This is a genomic window from Streptomyces sp. NPDC058683 (assembly GCF_042716195.1).
Lineage (GTDB): Bacteria > Actinomycetota > Actinomycetes > Streptomycetales > Streptomycetaceae > Streptomyces.
The window spans coordinates 1-16,653 of record NZ_JBHXSK010000104.1; the positions used below are offsets into that span (position 1 = coordinate 1).

General features: G+C 71.7%; 10 protein-coding genes. 9 read left to right on the top strand and 1 reads right to left on the bottom strand.

The features are described 5' to 3' along the window. The 7 genes from ACFWXC_RS52285 to ACFWXC_RS52315 all read left to right on the top strand — a co-directional run. Positions 1-879 (top strand): ABC transporter ATP-binding protein (locus tag ACFWXC_RS52285; RefSeq protein ID WP_384491293.1); only part of this gene is annotated, 879 nt, incomplete at its 5' end. Next, positions 876-2,771: an ABC transporter ATP-binding protein gene (locus tag ACFWXC_RS52290; RefSeq protein ID WP_384491295.1), complete on the top strand. Its 1,896-nt coding sequence runs from the start codon at positions 876-878 to the stop codon at positions 2,769-2,771. The genes ACFWXC_RS52285 and ACFWXC_RS52290, both read left to right, overlap by 4 nt. A gap of 22 nt (positions 2,772-2,793) precedes the next feature. Continuing rightward, positions 2,794-4,626, top strand: a complete 1,833-nt coding sequence (locus tag ACFWXC_RS52295; RefSeq protein ID WP_384491297.1) for an ABC transporter transmembrane domain-containing protein — start codon at positions 2,794-2,796, stop codon at positions 4,624-4,626. After that, positions 4,623-6,365, top strand: a complete 1,743-nt coding sequence (locus ACFWXC_RS52300) for an ABC transporter ATP-binding protein (protein ID WP_384491299.1) — start codon at positions 4,623-4,625, stop codon at positions 6,363-6,365. The genes ACFWXC_RS52295 and ACFWXC_RS52300 overlap by 4 nt, the downstream gene beginning before the upstream one ends. A 291-nt stretch (positions 6,366-6,656) precedes the next feature. Then, the gene (locus ACFWXC_RS52305) at positions 6,657-8,690 is read left to right on the top strand and encodes a M4 family metallopeptidase (protein WP_384491301.1); all 2,034 of its coding nucleotides are present in this window, start codon (positions 6,657-6,659) and stop codon (positions 8,688-8,690) included. Between the two features lie 253 nt (positions 8,691-8,943). Beyond that, complete coding sequence (locus ACFWXC_RS52310; protein ID WP_384491303.1) at positions 8,944-10,587, top strand: M4 family metallopeptidase; 1,644 nt, start codon at positions 8,944-8,946, stop codon at positions 10,585-10,587. Positions 10,588-10,656: 69 nt separating this feature from the next. Then, the gene (locus tag ACFWXC_RS52315; RefSeq protein WP_384491305.1) at positions 10,657-11,172 is read left to right on the top strand and encodes a DUF1990 domain-containing protein; all 516 of its coding nucleotides are present in this window, start codon (positions 10,657-10,659) and stop codon (positions 11,170-11,172) included. Positions 11,173-11,259: 87 nt separating this feature from the next. On the opposite strand, the gene ACFWXC_RS52320 is transcribed toward ACFWXC_RS52315, so the two are convergent. After that, the gene (locus ACFWXC_RS52320; protein WP_384491307.1) at positions 11,260-13,884 is read right to left on the bottom strand and encodes a glycosyltransferase family 1 protein; all 2,625 of its coding nucleotides are present in this window, start codon (positions 13,882-13,884) and stop codon (positions 11,260-11,262) included. A 217-nt stretch (positions 13,885-14,101) separates the two neighbouring features. On the opposite strand from ACFWXC_RS52320, the gene ACFWXC_RS52325 reads away from it, so the two are divergent. Both ACFWXC_RS52325 and ACFWXC_RS52330 read left to right on the top strand, forming a co-directional pair. Beyond that, positions 14,102-15,304 (top strand): S8 family peptidase, encoded by a 1,203-nt coding sequence (locus tag ACFWXC_RS52325; RefSeq protein WP_384491309.1) that lies wholly within the window; start codon positions 14,102-14,104, stop codon positions 15,302-15,304. A 264-nt stretch (positions 15,305-15,568) separates the two neighbouring features. Continuing rightward, a partial coding sequence (locus ACFWXC_RS52330) for a maltotransferase domain-containing protein (RefSeq protein WP_384491311.1) occupies positions 15,569-16,653 on the top strand: 1,085 nt, incomplete at its 3' end.

Here is a 16,653-nt window from a genome sequence, read left to right on the forward strand (position 1 = left end):
GCTGTGATCGGATGCCCCGGCGCGGGCCCGACTTGGCGACGGGCGGCTGGCGGGGCTTTTAGGGGCGCGGGGAACTGCGCGACAAGCCCCCACCGGCCCGCAGCCGACGACGGCCCCCTCCCCTCAGCTCCCGAACCCGACGGCATCCGTTTCGAGAGCGTGCAGTTCCGCTACCCGGACGCGCCCCCCGACTCACCCCCCACCCTCACCCACATCGACCTGCACATCCGCCCCGGCGAGTCCATGGCCCTCGTCGGTGCCACCGGCAGCGGGAAGACCACCCTCACCGCCCTCATCCCCCGCCTGCACGAGACGACCTCCGGACGGATCACCCTCGACGGCCGGGACATCACCGCCATGTCCCGCGAGGAACTCCGCACCCTGGTCGCCGTGGCCTTCGAGGAGCCCACCCTCTTCTCCGCCTCCGTCGGCGAGAACGTGCTCATGGGAGCCGGAGAGGACGCCGGGGAGCCGGAGCTGGCCCGCGCCCTCGCCGTCGCACAGGCGGACTTCGCGCACGCCCTCCCCCACGGCACCGCGACCCAGGTCGGCGAGCAGGGCCTCAGCCTCTCCGGCGGCCAGCGCCAGCGCCTCGCGCTCGCGCGGGCGGTCGTCGGCAGGCCCCGCTTCCTCGTCCTCGACGACCCGCTCTCCGCCCTGGACGTGCACACGGAGGCCGCCGTGGAGGCCGCCCTGCGCGACGTACTCGCCGACACCACCGCCCTGATCGTCGCTCACCGCCCCTCCACCGTCCTGCTGGCCGACCGTGTCGCCCTGCTCTCCGACGGCCGTGTCACCGCCGTCGGCACCCACCAGGAACTGCTCGGCAGCAACGCCGAGTACGTCCGTCTGATGTCCGGGGAGGATCACCGCCGATGACCGCCGCCACCTCCCTGCCCGCCCCCGACGAGGACGACGAACTGGGCCGGGCGAAACCGACCGGCGCCGCCGACACCACGGCCGCCGCCGGATCCGGCTCCGGCGACCCCTTCGACCGGGACGTCCTGCCCGTCCCGCCCGGCGCCACGGCCACTCTCCTGCGCTCGCTCCTCGCCCCGATGAAGGCGCGGGTCGCCGTGACCACGCTCCTTCTGCTGCTCCAGCAGGCGGCCGTGCAGGCGGGCCCGCTGCTGGTGGCGTACGCCATCGACCGTGCCGTACCGGCGTTCCGCCACCACGACCACGGCCCGCTGATCGCGGTGGCGGTCGGCTACGGCCTGAGCGCCCTGCTCTCCGGGGGCCTCCAGTACGCGTTCATCGAGGCCTCAGCGCGCGTAAACCAGGACGTGCTGCTCGACCTGCGCGGCCGTATCTTCCGCCACGCACAGGCCCTCAGCATCGACTTCCACGAGCGCTACACGTCCGGCCGGCTGATCTCCCGCTCCACCACGGACGTCGAGTCGCTGCGCGAGCTGCTGAGCGAGGGCCTCCAGGAACTGGTCACGGTCATCCTCTCCTTCCTCTACATCTCGGCGATGCTGCTCTGGCTGGATCTGGGCCTGGGCGCGGTGGCCGTGGCCTCGTTCGTGCCGCTGTACCTGCTGGTGCGGCTGTACCAGCGGCGGGCGGTACGGGTGTACAAGGCGCGGTCCACGGCGATCGCGACGGTGATCGTGAAGTTCGTGGAGACGATGAACGGCATCCGCCCGGTGCGCGCGTTCCGCCGGGAGGCCGCCAACGACGCCGAGTTCGCCGTACTGAACCGCCGCCACGAACGCACCAACGGCGACGCGCTCCTCGAGATGGCGCGGTATGTCGTCGGCTCCCGGCTGGTCGCCAACACCTCGGTCGCGGTGATCGTGCTGTGGGGCGCCTACCGGGTGGCGTCCGGCTCGCTGGAGCTGGGCGTCCTGGCCGCGGCCGTCCTCTATCTGCGCCGGCTGTACGACCCCATCGACCGCCTCGGCATGTTCCTCAACTCCTACCAGTCGGCGGCCGCCTCGCTGGAGAAGATCGCGGGCCTGCTGGCCCAGACCCCGTCCGTGCCCGAGCCCTCGGTCCCCAGGGAACTGCCCCCGCTCGCGACCGAACTCCCCGGCCGCGAGGTCGTCTTCGACGGCGTCCGCTTCGCCTACCGCACCGGCGGCGAGGTGCTGCCCCGCTTCGACCTCACCCTCCCGGCCGGCCAGACGGTCGCGGTGGTCGGCACCACCGGCGCCGGCAAGTCGACCCTCGCCAAACTGCTCGCCCGCTTCTACGACCCGACCGAAGGACAGGTCCTGCTGGACGGCGTGGACCTGCGCGAACTGACCGTGCCCGCACTGCGGCGCGGGGTGGTGATGGTCACCCAGGAGGCGTTCCTGTTCTCCGGCACGGTCGCCGAGAACATCGCCATCGGCCGGCCGGACGCCACCCGCGAGGAGATCGAGCAGGCGGCCAAGGCGATCGGTGCGCACGAGTTCATCGCGGCCCTGCCCGACGGCTACGACACGGACGTCCGCAAGCGCGGCGGGCGCATTTCGGCGGGGCAGCGCCAACTGGTCGCGTTCGCACGCGCCTTGCTCGCCGACCCGGCGGTGCTGATCCTCGACGAAGCGACCAGTTCCCTGGACGTCCCCGGTGAACGCGCCGTGCAACGGGCCATGTCGACGGTGCTGAAGGGCCGTACGGCGGTGGTGATCGCGCACCGGCTGTCCACCGTGGAGATCGCCGACCGGGTGCTGGTCATGGAGCACGGCCGGATCGTCGAGGACGGCCGCCCGGCCGAACTCGTCACGGGCACCGGCCGGTTCGCGGACCTGCACCGGGCGTGGCGGGACAGTCTGGCCTAGCGGGAAGAACGGGGTTGGCAGGGTGATCGACGCGTACGAGGATCCGGGCACGCCCGACACACGCGGTGGCTGGCACTACCTGTGGTGGCTGGTGCACCGCCAGCCGGGCCGCTCGCTGGCCGGGGCGCTGCTGGGCAGTGCCTGGCTGACGCTGATGGCCGGAACGCCGTACATGATGGCGCGGGCCGTGGACGACGGACTGGTGCCGGGGCACATGACGGTGCTGGCCGGCTGGACGGCGGCGATCTTCGTCCTCGGGGCGGTCAACTCGTGGGTCAGCATCATGCGCCACCGCACGATGACCCGGGTGCGCATGGACGCGTACTTCCGCACGATCAAGGTGGTCGTCGGGCACGCGGTGCGGCTCGGTGCGGCGCTGCCCCGGCGGGTGGGAGCCGGTGAGGTCGTCACGATCGGCGTCGGCGACGTGCACACCATCGCCCAGGCGCTGACCGTCGTCGGCCCCGGGGTGGGCGCGGTCGTCGTGTACGCGGTGGTGGCGGGCCTGCTGATGCCGATCTCGCCCCTGCTGACCGGCGTGGTCCTGCTCGGGGTGCCGGTGGTGGCGCTGCTCGCGGGCCCGCTGGCCCGGCGGCTCCAGGGCCAGGAGACCGAGTACCGGGAGCGCCAGGGCGTCCTGACGGCCCGTATCGGCGACCTCGCGGGCGGCCTCCGCGTCCTCAACGGCCTCGGCGGCAAGGGCCTGTTCGCGGACGCCTTCCGCAAGGACTCACAGCACCTGCGCGTGCAGGGCTACCGGGTGGGCTCGGTCGCCAGCTGGGTCCAGGCCCTGGGCGTCGGCCTGCCCACGGTGTACCTGGCGGTGGTGACCTGGATCGCGGCCCGGATGGCCGCCCACGGGGAGATCACGGTGGGCCAGCTGGTCTCGGTGTACGGCTATGTCGCGGTCCTGGTGGGCCCGGTGGCGTTCTTCCTGGACATGGGCTACCAGCTCAGCCGGGGCGTGGTGGCCGCACGCAGGGTGGTACGCCTGCTGCACCTGGCCCCGGAACCGGACAGGGGCACGGAGCAGGCCCCGGCCGACCCGTCCGTCCTGCACGATCCGGAGTCGGGGGTACGGGTGCGCCCCGGCCGGCTGACGGCACTGGTGGGCGCGAGCCCGACGGAAACGGGAGCGGTGGTGGACCGCTTGGGCCGTTACACGCCGTCGAACGTGACATGGGGAGAGACCCGCCTGGACGCCGTACCCCTACCGGAGGTCCGATCCCGCATCCTGGTGGCCGACAACGATGCCCACTTCTTCGCCGACAGTCTGCGCAACTCCCTCAGGGGCGCGGGGCTGCATCAAATGAGCGGCCACGACACTCCCCAAAGGGGCGCGGGGCTGTATCAAACCTGCGGCTGCCGCCGCGCGGGCGCGACCAGCCCCCACTCACCCGCACCCGCCACTCAACCCTCGGACACGTCCCCTGACGCGCGAACAACCCACGCCCTCCACGCAGCCGCGGCCACCGACATCCTCCAGGCCCTCCCCGCCGGCCTCGACTCCCCCATCGACGCCCAGGCCCGCAACCTCTCCGGCGGCCAACGCCAACGCATCCGCCTGGCCCGCGCCCTCCTCACCGACCCCGAGGTCCTCCTCGCCGTCGAGCCCACCTCCGCCCTGGACGCCCACACCGAGGCCCTCGTAGCGGAGCGCCTGCGCACCGCCCGCGCCGGCCGCACCACCCTCCTCACCACCACCTCACCCCTGATGCTGGCCCGCGCCGACGAGGTGATCTACCTGGTCGACGGCAAGGTCGCGGCGACCGGCACCCACGAGGGCCTGCTGGAGTACGCGCCCGGCTACCGCGCCCTGGTGGCCCGGGACACCGAGGAGGAGGTCGTCCGGTGACGACGAGCCAGCTTCCCGTCGCCGGACGCGCCGACGTGCGCCGGGCCGTCCTGCGCCTGGTGCGGGCCGACCGCGGGGCCTTCTCCGCCGCCCTGCTGCTGAACGCGCTGGCCGCCGGCACCGGCCTGGCCGGCCCGTGGCTGGTGGGCCGGATCGTGGACGCGGTGCGGGCCGGCCGCGGTGTCGGCGCCGTGGACCGCCTCGCCCTGTGGATCCTGCTCTGTTCGCTCGCCCAGCTGCTGTTCGCCCGTTCCGCCCGCTACCTCGGCCACCGCTTCGGCGAGCGGACCCTGGCCCGGGTCCGCGAGGAGTTCGTGGACCGGGCGCTCACGCTGCCCGCGTCGGTCGTGGAGCGGGCCGGCACCGGGGATCTGACCGCGCGCGGCACCTCCGACGTGACCGCCGTCGGCACCACGCTGCGGGACATCGGACCCGAGCTGCTGGTCTGCTCGGTGCAGGCGCTGTTCGTGATGGCCGCGGTCTTCGCACTGGATCCGATGCTCGGCGCGTTCGGGGTGCTCGGGCTGACCCCGATCTGGTTCGCCCTGCGCTGGTACCTGCGCCGGGCCCGGGACGGCTATCTCGCGGAGGGCGCGACCACCTCCGGAGTCGCGGAGATCGTCACGGCGACGGTGGCGGGCGCGCGCACGGTGGAGGCGTTCCGGCTCCAGGACCGGCGGATCGCGGCGAGCCGGGACGCGCTGGAGGCCAACCGGAAGACCCGCTTCTACACGTTGCGTCTGCGGACCGTGTTCTTCCCGGCGGTCGAGGTGTCGTACTCCGTGCCGGTGGCCGGGGTGCTGCTGATCGGCGGGCTGCTGCATGTCGGGGTCGGCGTGGTGGTGTCGGCGGCGCTGTATCTGCGGCAGTTCACGGAGCCGCTGGACCAGATTCTGATGCGGGTGGAGCAACTCCAGTCCAGCAGCGCCTCGTTCGCCCGGGTGGAGGGGCTGGCGCAGGCTCCGCGGACGGAGGCGGACGGCGGGTCGGCGGCGCCGGCGGACGACCGGATCGATGTGCGCGGGGTGCGGTACGCCTATGAGCGGGGCGGCGAGGTGCTGCGCGGGGTGGATCTCACGGTGCGGCCCGGGGAGCGGCTCGCGGTGGTCGGGCCGTCCGGCGCCGGGAAGACGACGCTGAGCCGGCTGCTGGCGGGCGTCGACGCGCCCGGGGCGGGCACGGTGACCGTGGGCGGGGTGCCGATCGCCGGGCTGGAACCGGAGCTGCTGCGCCGCCAGGTCGTCCTGGTCACCCAGGAACACCATGTCTTCCTCGGCACGGTCCGGGACAACCTGCTGATCGCCGAACCCACCGCGAGCGACGCGGACCTGTGGACGGCGTTGACGGCCGTGGGCGCCGACGGCTGGGTCCGCGGCCTTGCCGGTGGCCTCGACACCGTGCTGGGCGCGGGCGGTTGCGCCACGGACGGCTCCCAGGCGCAGCAACTCGCGCTCGCCCGGGTGGTGCTGGCGGACCCGCACACGCTGATCCTGGACGAGGCGACGGCGCTGCTGGACCCCGCCACCGCCCGGCACGCCGAACGCGCCCTGGCCGCCGTCCTGGAGGGCCGTACGGTCATCGCCATCGCCCACCGGCTGCACACCGCGCACGACGCGGACCGGGTGGCCGTGATGGAGAACGGTCTGCTCACCGAACTCGGCACCCACGAGGAGCTGGTGGCGGCGGGCGGGGCGTACGCGGCGCTGTGGGCGACCTGGCACGGCGACAAGACTTCCTGACATCCGCCCGCCCACCGAACGATCCGCATACCGAACATGAACATCCGGTCAACGAACGATTTCCGGCCAAATTCCTGACGCGGTCCTGACAGATCGCGTTTTCTGGTGCCACTCTTCCCACGGCCGACTCACAGCAACCCCACAGATTCACCCTGTCGCTGCCGGGTCCGGCACTGCACCGCGCACGTGGTTCCGCGTTCCGCCTGTTCCGCATGTTCTGCCCGGACGGCCCACCCGCCCTCCGGATCTCCCCTGGCCGTGTGACCCGCGGCCACGCAGAAGGAGTCAGTGTTGAGAAGCAGTTCCTCTCGCAGACGCACCCCCCACCGCACCGCAGTAGTGGCCCTCGCCGGCGTCACCGCCCTGATCGCCGCGGCCGTCCAGTCGGGCGCCGCCAGCGCCGCACCGGCCGCACCGCAGGCCGGCCGGATCAACCCCGCGCACGCCGCCGTCAAGCTCTCGCCCTCGCAGCGCGCGGAGCTGCTGCGTGACGCGACCGCCGGGAAGGCCGCGACCGCCAAGGCGATAGGCCTCGGCACGCAGGAGAAGCTGGTCGTCAAGGACGTCGTGAAGGACGCCGACGGCACCGTCCACACGCGCTACGAGCGCACCTACGCGGGCCTCCCGGTCCTCGGCGGCGACCTGATCGTCGACACCGCCAAGTCGGGCGCCACCGAGCGTGTCATCAAGGCGAACAACGCCACGCTCAAGGTCGCCGACCTCACCCCGGCCGTCAGCGCGGCGAGCGCCGAGAAGCAGGCCGTCTCCCGCGCCAGGACCCTCGGCTCCACCAAGTCGGCCGCGGACGGCGCCCGCAAGGTCGTCTGGGCCGGCTCCGGCGCCCCCGTCCTCGCCTACGAGACGATCGTCGGCGGCTTCCAGGACGACGGCACCCCCAACCAGCTGCACGTCATCACCGACGCTGCCACCGGCAAGAAGCTCTTCGAGTACCAGGGCATCGAGAACGTCACCGGCACGGGCAACACCCAGTACAGCGGAACGGTCTCGCTGACGACGACCCAGTCGGGCTCGACGTACAACCTGACCGACGGCGACCGCGGCGGCCACAAGACGTACAACCTGAACCACGGCACCTCGGGCACCGGCACGCTGTTCTCGCAGTCGAGCAACACCTGGGGCAACGGCACCACGTCGAACGCCGCCACCGCGGGCGCCGACGCGCACTACGGGGCCGCGGAGACCTGGGACTTCTACAAGAACACCTTCGGCCGCAGCGGCATCAAGAACAACGGCGTCGGCGCCTACTCCCGCGTCCACTACGGCAACTCGTACGTGAACGCGTTCTGGGACGACGGCTGCTTCTGCATGACGTACGGCGACGGCTCCGGCAACGCGGACCCGCTGACGGCGATCGACGTGGCCGGCCACGAGATGAGCCACGGCGTCACCTCGAACACCGCCGGTCTCAACTACACCGGTGAGTCGGGCGGGCTCAACGAGGCCACCTCCGACATCTTCGGCACCGGCGTGGAGTTCTACGCGGCCAACTCCACCGACGTCGGCGACTACCTCATCGGCGAGAAGATCGACATCAACGGCGACGGCACCCCGCTGCGCTACCAGGACAAGCCGAGCAAGGACGGCGCGTCCAAGGACAGCTGGTACTCGGGCCTCGGCGGCCTCGACGTGCACTACTCGTCCGGTCCCGCGAACCACTTCTTCTACCTGCTGAGCGAGGGCAGCGGCGCCAAGGTCATCAACGGCGTCAGCTACAACTCGCCGACGGCGGACGGGCTTCCGGTGACCGGCATCGGCCGGGACAAGGCGCTGCAGATCTGGTACCGCGCGCTCACCACCAAGTTCACGTCCACCACCAACTACGCCGCCGCCCGCACCGGCACCCTCGCGGCGGCGGGTGAGCTGTACGGCACCACGAGCACCGAGTACAAGACGGTGCAGGACGCCTGGGCGGCCGTCGCGGTCGGCGCCCGCTCGGGCGGTGGCGGCGGTACCGGCACCTCGTACGAGAGCAGCACCGTGGTGTCGATCCCGGACAACGGGGCCGCGGTCACCTCGTCGATCACGGTCTCCGGCCGGACCGGGAACGCGCCGAGCAACCTCCAGGTGACGCCGAATATCAGCCACACCTGGCGTGGCGATCTGGTGATCGACCTGGTCGGTCCGTCCGGAACGTCCTACCGCCTGAAGGCCTTCAGCTCGTCCGACTCCGCGGACAACGTGACGGACACCTACACGGTGAACGCCTCATCGGAATCGGCCAATGGAACCTGGAAGCTGAAGGTCCAGGACCAGGCCGCACAGGACACCGGCAAGATCAACAGCTGGAAGCTGACCTTCCCGTAAACCGCAGGACACGGGCATGGGCGACGGGCGCCGTCCGGGGGTTCGACTCCCCCCGGGCGGCGCCCGTTTTACATGCCCGCAACGTTCACCGAACACCTGCTTTTCGGCCAACATCACTTCAGGGTCCTGACATGTACGCGACCTTGATGTCACTCTTCCCTCACCCGTCGCACAGCACAGCAACTTCACAACCCCACAGCCGGGCCGGTAACCCCACATCGCCCCGGACTCCCCACATCCTGAAGGAGCTTGAGTGAGCCCCCTCTACGCGCGTCACAAGCGCACCACTCTGGCCATAGCCACCGCTGTCGCCGCCGGCGCCCTGCTCACCACGGGTATGACCGCGAACGCCACGGCCGCCGACAAGCAGCTGGCCGCCGCCCCGACCCTGCTCTCCAACTCCGCCCGCACCGCCCTGATCCAGAAGGCGGACGCGAACGTCGCCGAGACCGCGCAGCAGATAGGCCTCGGCACCAAGGAGAAGCTGGTCGTCAAGGACGTCGTGAAGGACGTCGACGGCACCGTCCACACGCGCTACGAGCGCACCTACGCGGGCCTCCCGGTCCTCGGCGGCGACCTGGTCGTGCACACCTCCAAGGCGGGCAAGACCGAGGGCGTCACCAAGGCGAACAAGGCGACCATCAAGGTGGCCTCCCTCAAGCCGCAGATCACCACGGCCAAGGCGGAGAAGTCGGCGCTGAGCGCCGCCAAGACCCTCGGCTCCACCAAGTCCGCCGCGGACGGCGCCCGCAAGGTCATCTGGGCCGGCAACGGCACCCCCGTCCTCGCCTACGAGACGATCGTCGGCGGCTTCCAGGACGACGGCACCCCCAACCAGCTGCACGTCATCACCGACGCCGCCACCGGCAAGAAGCTCTACGAGTACCAGGGCATCGAGAACGCCACGGGCACCGGCAAGAGCCTCTACTCCGGCACCGTCAGCCTCACCACCACCCTGTCGGGCTCGACGTACCAGCTGTACGACACCACGCGCGGCGGCCACAAGACGTACAACCTGGCCCGCGGCACCTCCGGCACCGGCACGCTGTTCACCGACGCCGACAACACCTGGGGCACCGGCGCGGCCTCCAGCTCCTCCACGGACCAGACGGCCGCCGTGGACGCCGCCTACGGCGCCCAGGAGACCTGGGACTTCTACAAGGCCACCTTCGGCCGCAGCGGCATCAAGAACAACGGTGTCGCGGCCTACTCGCGGGTCCACTACAGCAGCGCCTACGTCAACGCCTTCTGGGACGACAGCTGCTTCTGCATGACCTACGGCGACGGCTCCAGCAACACCCACCCGCTGACCTCGCTGGACGTGGCCGGCCACGAGATGAGCCACGGTGTCACCTCCAACACCGCCGGCCTGAACTACTCGGGCGAGTCCGGCGGCCTGAACGAGGCGACCTCCGACATCTTCGGCACCGGCGTGGAGTTCTACGCGGGCAACAGCAACGACGTCGGCGACTACCTCATCGGCGAGAAGATCAACATCAACGGCGACGGCACCCCGCTGCGCTACATGGACCAGCCCAGCAAGGACGGCGGCTCCGCCAACTACTGGTCCTCGTCGGTGAAGAACCTGGACGTGCACTACTCGTCCGGTGTCGCCAACCACTTCTTCTACCTGCTGTCCGAGGGCAGCGGCTCGAAGACGATCAACGGCGTCACCTACAACTCGCCGACGTACAACAGCTCCACGCTCACCGGCATCGGCCGGGACAAGGCGCTGCAGATCTGGTACAAGGCGCTGACGACGTACTTCACGTCGACCACCAACTACAAGTCGGCGCGCACCGGCACCCTCTCGGCGGCGGCCGCCCTGTACGGCTCCGGCTCCACCGAGTACAACGCGGTGGCGGCGGCCTGGACGGCCGTCAACGTGACCGCGTGACCCGATAGCAGCGGTACGGGCGGACCCCGGGACGAAGGCATCCCCGGGGTCCGCCCTACGCTCTCTCCCATGTCCTTCACGTACGAGGCGGTCGGCGCGACCCGCGAGGATCTCGCCGCCTGCCCGCCCGGCTTCCACCCGCTCCATGTGCGCACGCGCATAGGCGAGGGCGCGGAGGTCTTCCACAAGTCCGCCGAGGCGGTCCTCACCTGGGAACTCCACCGCGCCCTGGGCGTCGGCATCGAGGCCTCCGCCGACCGCGCGGCCCCCGGCGTGGACGTCACCGTCACCCTCGCCGGTCTCATCAAGGCCCCCTGCCGGGTCGTCTGGACGGCGGAGGAGTCCCGCCGCGCGGGCTGGGCCTACGGCACCCTCACCGGCCACCCGGAGTGCGGCGAGGAGGCCTTCCTGGTCACCCGCACCGGCGACGGCACGGTCTGGCTGACGGTCGCGGCCTTCAGCAAGGCCGCCAAGTGGTACACCCGCGCGGGCGGCGCGGCGACCCGGGGGCTGCAGCACGCGTATGCGCGCAGGTGCGGCAAGGTGCTGCGGAATCTGTGCGGGGACGAGACGGACTCGTTCTGAACGGGCCCGCCCGGCCGGCGGGCATCGGCCGACGGGTCCGGCGGCCGGGAGGCCTGGTGCCCTGCCCGGGCCGCCGGACCGCCCGCCTCACCGCATCAACAGCCCCGCTCCCTCCACCGCCCCCTCCGAAGGCGCCGTCACCAGGCCCAGTTCCGCGCCGGACGCCAGCAGCCGGTGGGACGGGAGGATGCGGACCGTGTAGCCGTAGGGGCCCGTGCGGTCCAGTGCCAGGGGGCCCTCGTAGGTCCAGTGGCCCTCCAGGTCCGGGCCTCCGGTCGGCTTCAGCGGCACCGTCGTCGCGTCCGTGATGCGGTCCTCGGAGTCGACGCGGCCGGAGACCGCCTGCACCTCCACGTCGTCGGGTGTGAGGTCGCCCAGCAGGACGCGGACGCGCAGGGCGAGGGTGGTGCCCAGTTCGGCGGTGGCCGTGGCCGCGGTGGTCGCCACGTGGCCGACCGACACCCCGTGCCAGGCGGCCCGCACCCTGCCCTTCCAGGCGGACAGTTCACGGGCCGTGTCGGCGGTCATCGAGCGGTGGGCGTGGGCCGCCGGGGTGTAGAGGCGCTCCACGTACTCCCGGACCATGCGGCCCGCCAGCACCTTCGGGCCCAGCAGGGTCAGCGTCTGGCGGACCATCTCGATCCAGCGGTCCGGGAAGCCGCTCTGCCCGCGCTCGTAGAAGCGGGGGGTGACCCGCTGTTCGAGCAGGTCGTAGAGGGCGTCCGCCTCGATGTCGTCCCGCCGCTCCGGATCCGTGCCGGCGCCGTCGGCCGTCGGGATCGCCCAGCCGAAGTCCGGCTGGAACCATTCGTCCCACCAGCCGTCCAGGACCGAGAGGTTGAGGCCGCCGTTGAGCGCCGACTTCATCCCGCTGGTCCCGCACGCCTCCAGCGGGCGCAGCGGGTTGTTCAGCCAGATGTCGCAGCCGGTCAGCAGCTTCTGCGCCATCGCCATGCCGTAGTCGGGCAGGAAGACGATCCGGTGCCGGACCCGCGGATCGTCGGCGAACCGGACCAGCTCCTGGACCAGCCGCTTGCCGCCGTCGTCCGCCGGGTGCGCCTTTCCGGCCACCACGACCTGGATCGGCCGCTCGGAGTGCAGCAGGAGGTCCATCAGCCGGTCGCGGTCGCGCAGCATGAGCGTGAGCCGCTTGTACGACGGGACCCGCCGGGCGAAACCGATGGTCAGGACGTCGGGGTCGAGGGCGTGGTCGATCCAGCCCAGCTCGGCCGTCCCGGCACCCCGCTGCCGCCAGGACGCCCGCAGCCGCTCCCGCACCTCGAGCACCAGCTGCTCCCGCAGGTTCCGGCGCAGGTCCCAGATCTCCTGGTCGGTGACGTCGGCGACCGCGTCCCAGCGTTCGGTGCCGCCGACGGTCAGCGCCTCCTCGGTACGCCGGTCGCCCAGCTGCCTCGCCCCCAGCCGCACCACCTCGGGCGCCACCCAGGTCGGGGCGTGCACCCCGTTCGTCACGGAGGTGATCGGCACCTCGTCGGCGTCGAATCCCGGCCACAGCCCCGCGAACATCTCGCGGCTGACGTTGCCGTGCAGGAGCGAGACCCCGTTGGCGCGCTGGGCGAGCCGCAGCCCCATCACGGCCATGTTGAAGAGGTTGGGTTCGCCGCCGGGGTAGGTCTCCATCCCCAGGCGCAGGATGTGCTCCACCCCGATCCCGGGCAGTTCGGCGTCGGGGCCGAAGTGGTGGGCGACCAGCTCCCGGTCGAAGCGGTCGATGCCGGCCGGGACGGGGGTGTGGGTGGTGAAGACGGTGCCGGCGCGCACCGCCTCCAGCGCGGAGTCGAAGTCCAGCCCCTGGGCGCACAGCTCGGCGATCCGCTCCAGGCCCAGGAAGCCGGCGTGCCCCTCGTTGGTGTGGAAGACCTCCGGCTCGGGGTGGCCGGTCAGCCGGCAGTACGTCCGTACGGCGCGCACACCCCCTATCCCGAGCAGCATCTCCTGGAGCAGCCGGTGTTCGCTGCCGCCGCCGTAGAGCCGGTCGGTGACCCCGCGTTCGCCGAGGTCGTTCTCCTCCACGTCGGAGTCCAGCATCAGCAGCGGCACCCGGCCCACCTGGGCCAGCCAGATCCGGGCGCGCAGCAGCCGGCCGCCGGGCAGGGCGAGGGAGACGTGTGCCGGGGTGCCGTCGGCGTCCTTCAGCGGCACCACCGGGAGTTCGTTCGGGTCGAGGACGGGATAGTGCTCCTGCTGCCAGCCGTCCCGGGACAGGGTCTGCCGGAAGTACCCGTGCCGGTACAGGAGGCCGACACCGATCAGCGGCACACCGAGGTCACTGGCCGACTTGAGGTGGTCGCCGGCCAGGATGCCGAGGCCGCCGGAGTACTGGGGCAGGGCGGCCGTGATGCCGAACTCGGGCGAGAAGTAGGCGACGGCGGCCGGTAGTTCGGCGGCCTGCGGCCGGGACTGGTACCAGCGGTCGCCGGTCACGTAGTCGCCCAGGTCGTCGGCGGCCGCCGTCAGCCGGCGCAGGAACCGGCGGTCACCGGCCAGCTCGGCCAGCCGCGCCGGCGGCACGCTGCCGAGCAGCCGCACCGGGTCGCCCTCCGAGGCGGCCCAGCGCTCGGGGTCGACGGCCTGGAAGAGGTCACGGGTCTCGGTGTGCCAGGACCAGCGCAGATTTCGGGCCAGGTCGCTGAGGGGGCGGAGGGGGTCGGGGAGAACGGGACGGACGGTGAACCGACGGATCGCCTTCACATTCCACTCCACGCGTTCGTGGTGAGAGCCGTACGGCGGTGTGCGGCTCGGCGTCCCTCAGACGGTACCGGTGTCGAGGGGGCCGTTGTCGGAGCTCCGCCACCGGACCCCGGCTTCGTCCCCCGGTGGGCGGACCGAGATGCGTCACGCCTCCTTGTGGGACCCGGCCCCGCACGAGACGCTGCCTCCCTGAGCTGAGGAGGGGGAACTCACAGCCATGTCACGGACGATCAACCGGCGTCCGCGTCTGGCGGGGGGCTTGACCGCGGTCGTCACGGCCGCGGTGCTGTCATCGGCCACCCTGCCCGCGCACGCCGTACCGGAGGGGACCGTATTCGGCGCCGGCCGACCGGGCTCGGTCGGCGGTAGCTATCTGGTGACGCTGAAAGAGGGGATCAAGGGGGCGTCGGCGGCCGGGAAGGGCGTCGCCACCCGCTATGGGGCGAAAATAAGCCATACTTACGACAGTGTGCTGAACGGGTACGCCGTCCAGGCAAGCGCCAGACAGGCCCGGCGGCTCGCCGCGGACTCCCGGGTCGCCTCCGTCGTCCAGGACAGCCGGATACGGCTCGACCGCACCCAGACGAACCCGCCGTCCTGGGGCCTGGACCGCGTCGACCAGGCGGGTCTGCCGCTCGACAAGGCGTACACCTGGCCGGGTTCGGGGGGCGCGGGCGTCACCGTCTACGTGATCGACACCGGCATCCGGATCACCAGCCGCGACTTCGGCGGCCGGGCGAGCTACGGCTGGGACTTCGTCGGGAACGACAGATCCGCCGGCGACGGCAACGGCCACGGCACACATGTCGCCGGCACCGTCGCCGGGACCCGGTACGGCGTCGCCAAGAAGGCGAAGGTCGTCTCCGTACGGGTCATGGACAACGCGGGGTCGGGCACCACCGCGCAGGTCATCGCCGGTATCGACTGGGTCACCGCACACGCCCGCAAGCCGGCGGTGGCCAACCTCAGCCTGGGCGGTGCGCACAACGCCCAGCTCGACGCCGCGGTGCGCAACTCGATCAGGTCCGGGGTGACGTACACGGTCGCGGCCGGCAACGACGGCCTGCCGGCGGGCCGCTACTCGCCGGCCGACGTACCGCAGGCCCTCACCGTCGGTGCCACCGACCGCGCCGACGCCCGCGCGGGCTTCTCCAACTTCGGCGCGGCCGTGGACCTGTTCGCCCCGGGCGTGGCGATCACCTCGGACGCGTACACGAGCGACACCGGCAAGGCGACCTACTCGGGTACGTCGATGGCGTCACCGCACGTGGCGGGCGCCGCCGCGCTCTATCTCGCCGGTCACCCGAAGGCCACCCCGGCCCAGGTCGCCAAGGCCCTGATTGCGGGGGCGGCGAGCGGGAAGGTGACCGATGCGGGGCTCGGGTCGCCCGACCGACTCCTCCGGGTGCCGAAAAGGTAAAGCGTTTTCTCCTACGCGAACACGCCACCGGTCCCGTTCGTACAGAACGGGGCCGGTCTTGTGCGTAGACATACGGCTGAGTAGTTAACAAAGTGCCGGATTGCCCACCCGAATAGGGTGGGAAGGCTCCTCCGGTACACCCCATGGACACAGCGCTGATACCCCGTACAGGTAGACCCTCAAGTACACCCTCGGATACAGCCGCAGGATGCATCTCCCACCATCCATCCGCCCACACCCTCGTTGCCGCGGACAGGAGCGGTCATGCCCGCCACGCACCAGTCGTCAGCACCTCCGACACAGCGCACGTCACCTCGTGCCACACCCCCCGCGGACGAGGCCACCGCCGTCGGCCGCATACCCGTCCTCGACGTCCGTCCCCTGGTCCAGCAGGGGCGCCGGCCCGCCAAGGCGGTGACCGGGGAGTCGTTCGAGGTCACCGCCACCGTCTTCCGCGAGGGCCATGACGCCGTCGCCGCCAATGTCGTACTGAAGGACCCCAGGGGCCGCCAGGGGCCCTGGACCCCGATGCGGGAGCTGGCCCCCGGCACCGACCGCTGGGGCGCCACCGTCACCGCCGACGGGAAACCGGGCCGTTGGACCTATCAGGTCGAGGCCTGGGGAGATCCGGTCACCACCTGGCGCCACCACGCCCAGATCAAGATCCCGGCGGGCATCGACACCGGTCTGGTCCTGGAGGAGGGCGCACGGCTGTACGAACGGGCCGCCGCCGGTGTCCCGAAGTCCAGGAAACGGGAGATCCTGCTGGCCGCCGCGGCCGCCCTGCGCGACGAGGAACGGCCCGCCCCCTGGCGCCTAGCCGCCGCCCTCACCCCCGAGGTCGACAAGATCCTGACCCGGTATCCGCTCCGGGAACTGGTCACCCGCTCCGAGCCGTTGCCGCTGCTCGTCGAGCGCGAGCGGGCCCTGTACGGCTCCTGGTACGAGTTCTTCCCGCGCTCCGAGGGCACGCCCGAGCGGCCGCACGGCACCTTCCGGACAGCCGCCCGGCGGCTGCCGGCGATCGCGGAGATGGGCTTCGACGTCGTCTACCTCCCGCCGATCCACCCCATCGGCACCACCTTCCGCAAAGGCCGCAACAACACCCTCGATCCCACCCCGGACGACGTCGGTGTGCCCTGGGCGATCGGTTCCCCGGAAGGCGGGCACGACGCCGTGCATCCGGCTCTGGGGACCCTGGAGGACTTCCGGTGGTTCGTGGCCGAGGCCGGCCGGCACGGCCTGGAGATCGCGCTGGACTTCGCGTTGCAGTGCTCGCCCGACCATCCCTGGGTGGAGAAGCACCCCGAGTGGTTCCACCACCGGCCCGACGGGACCATCGCCTACGC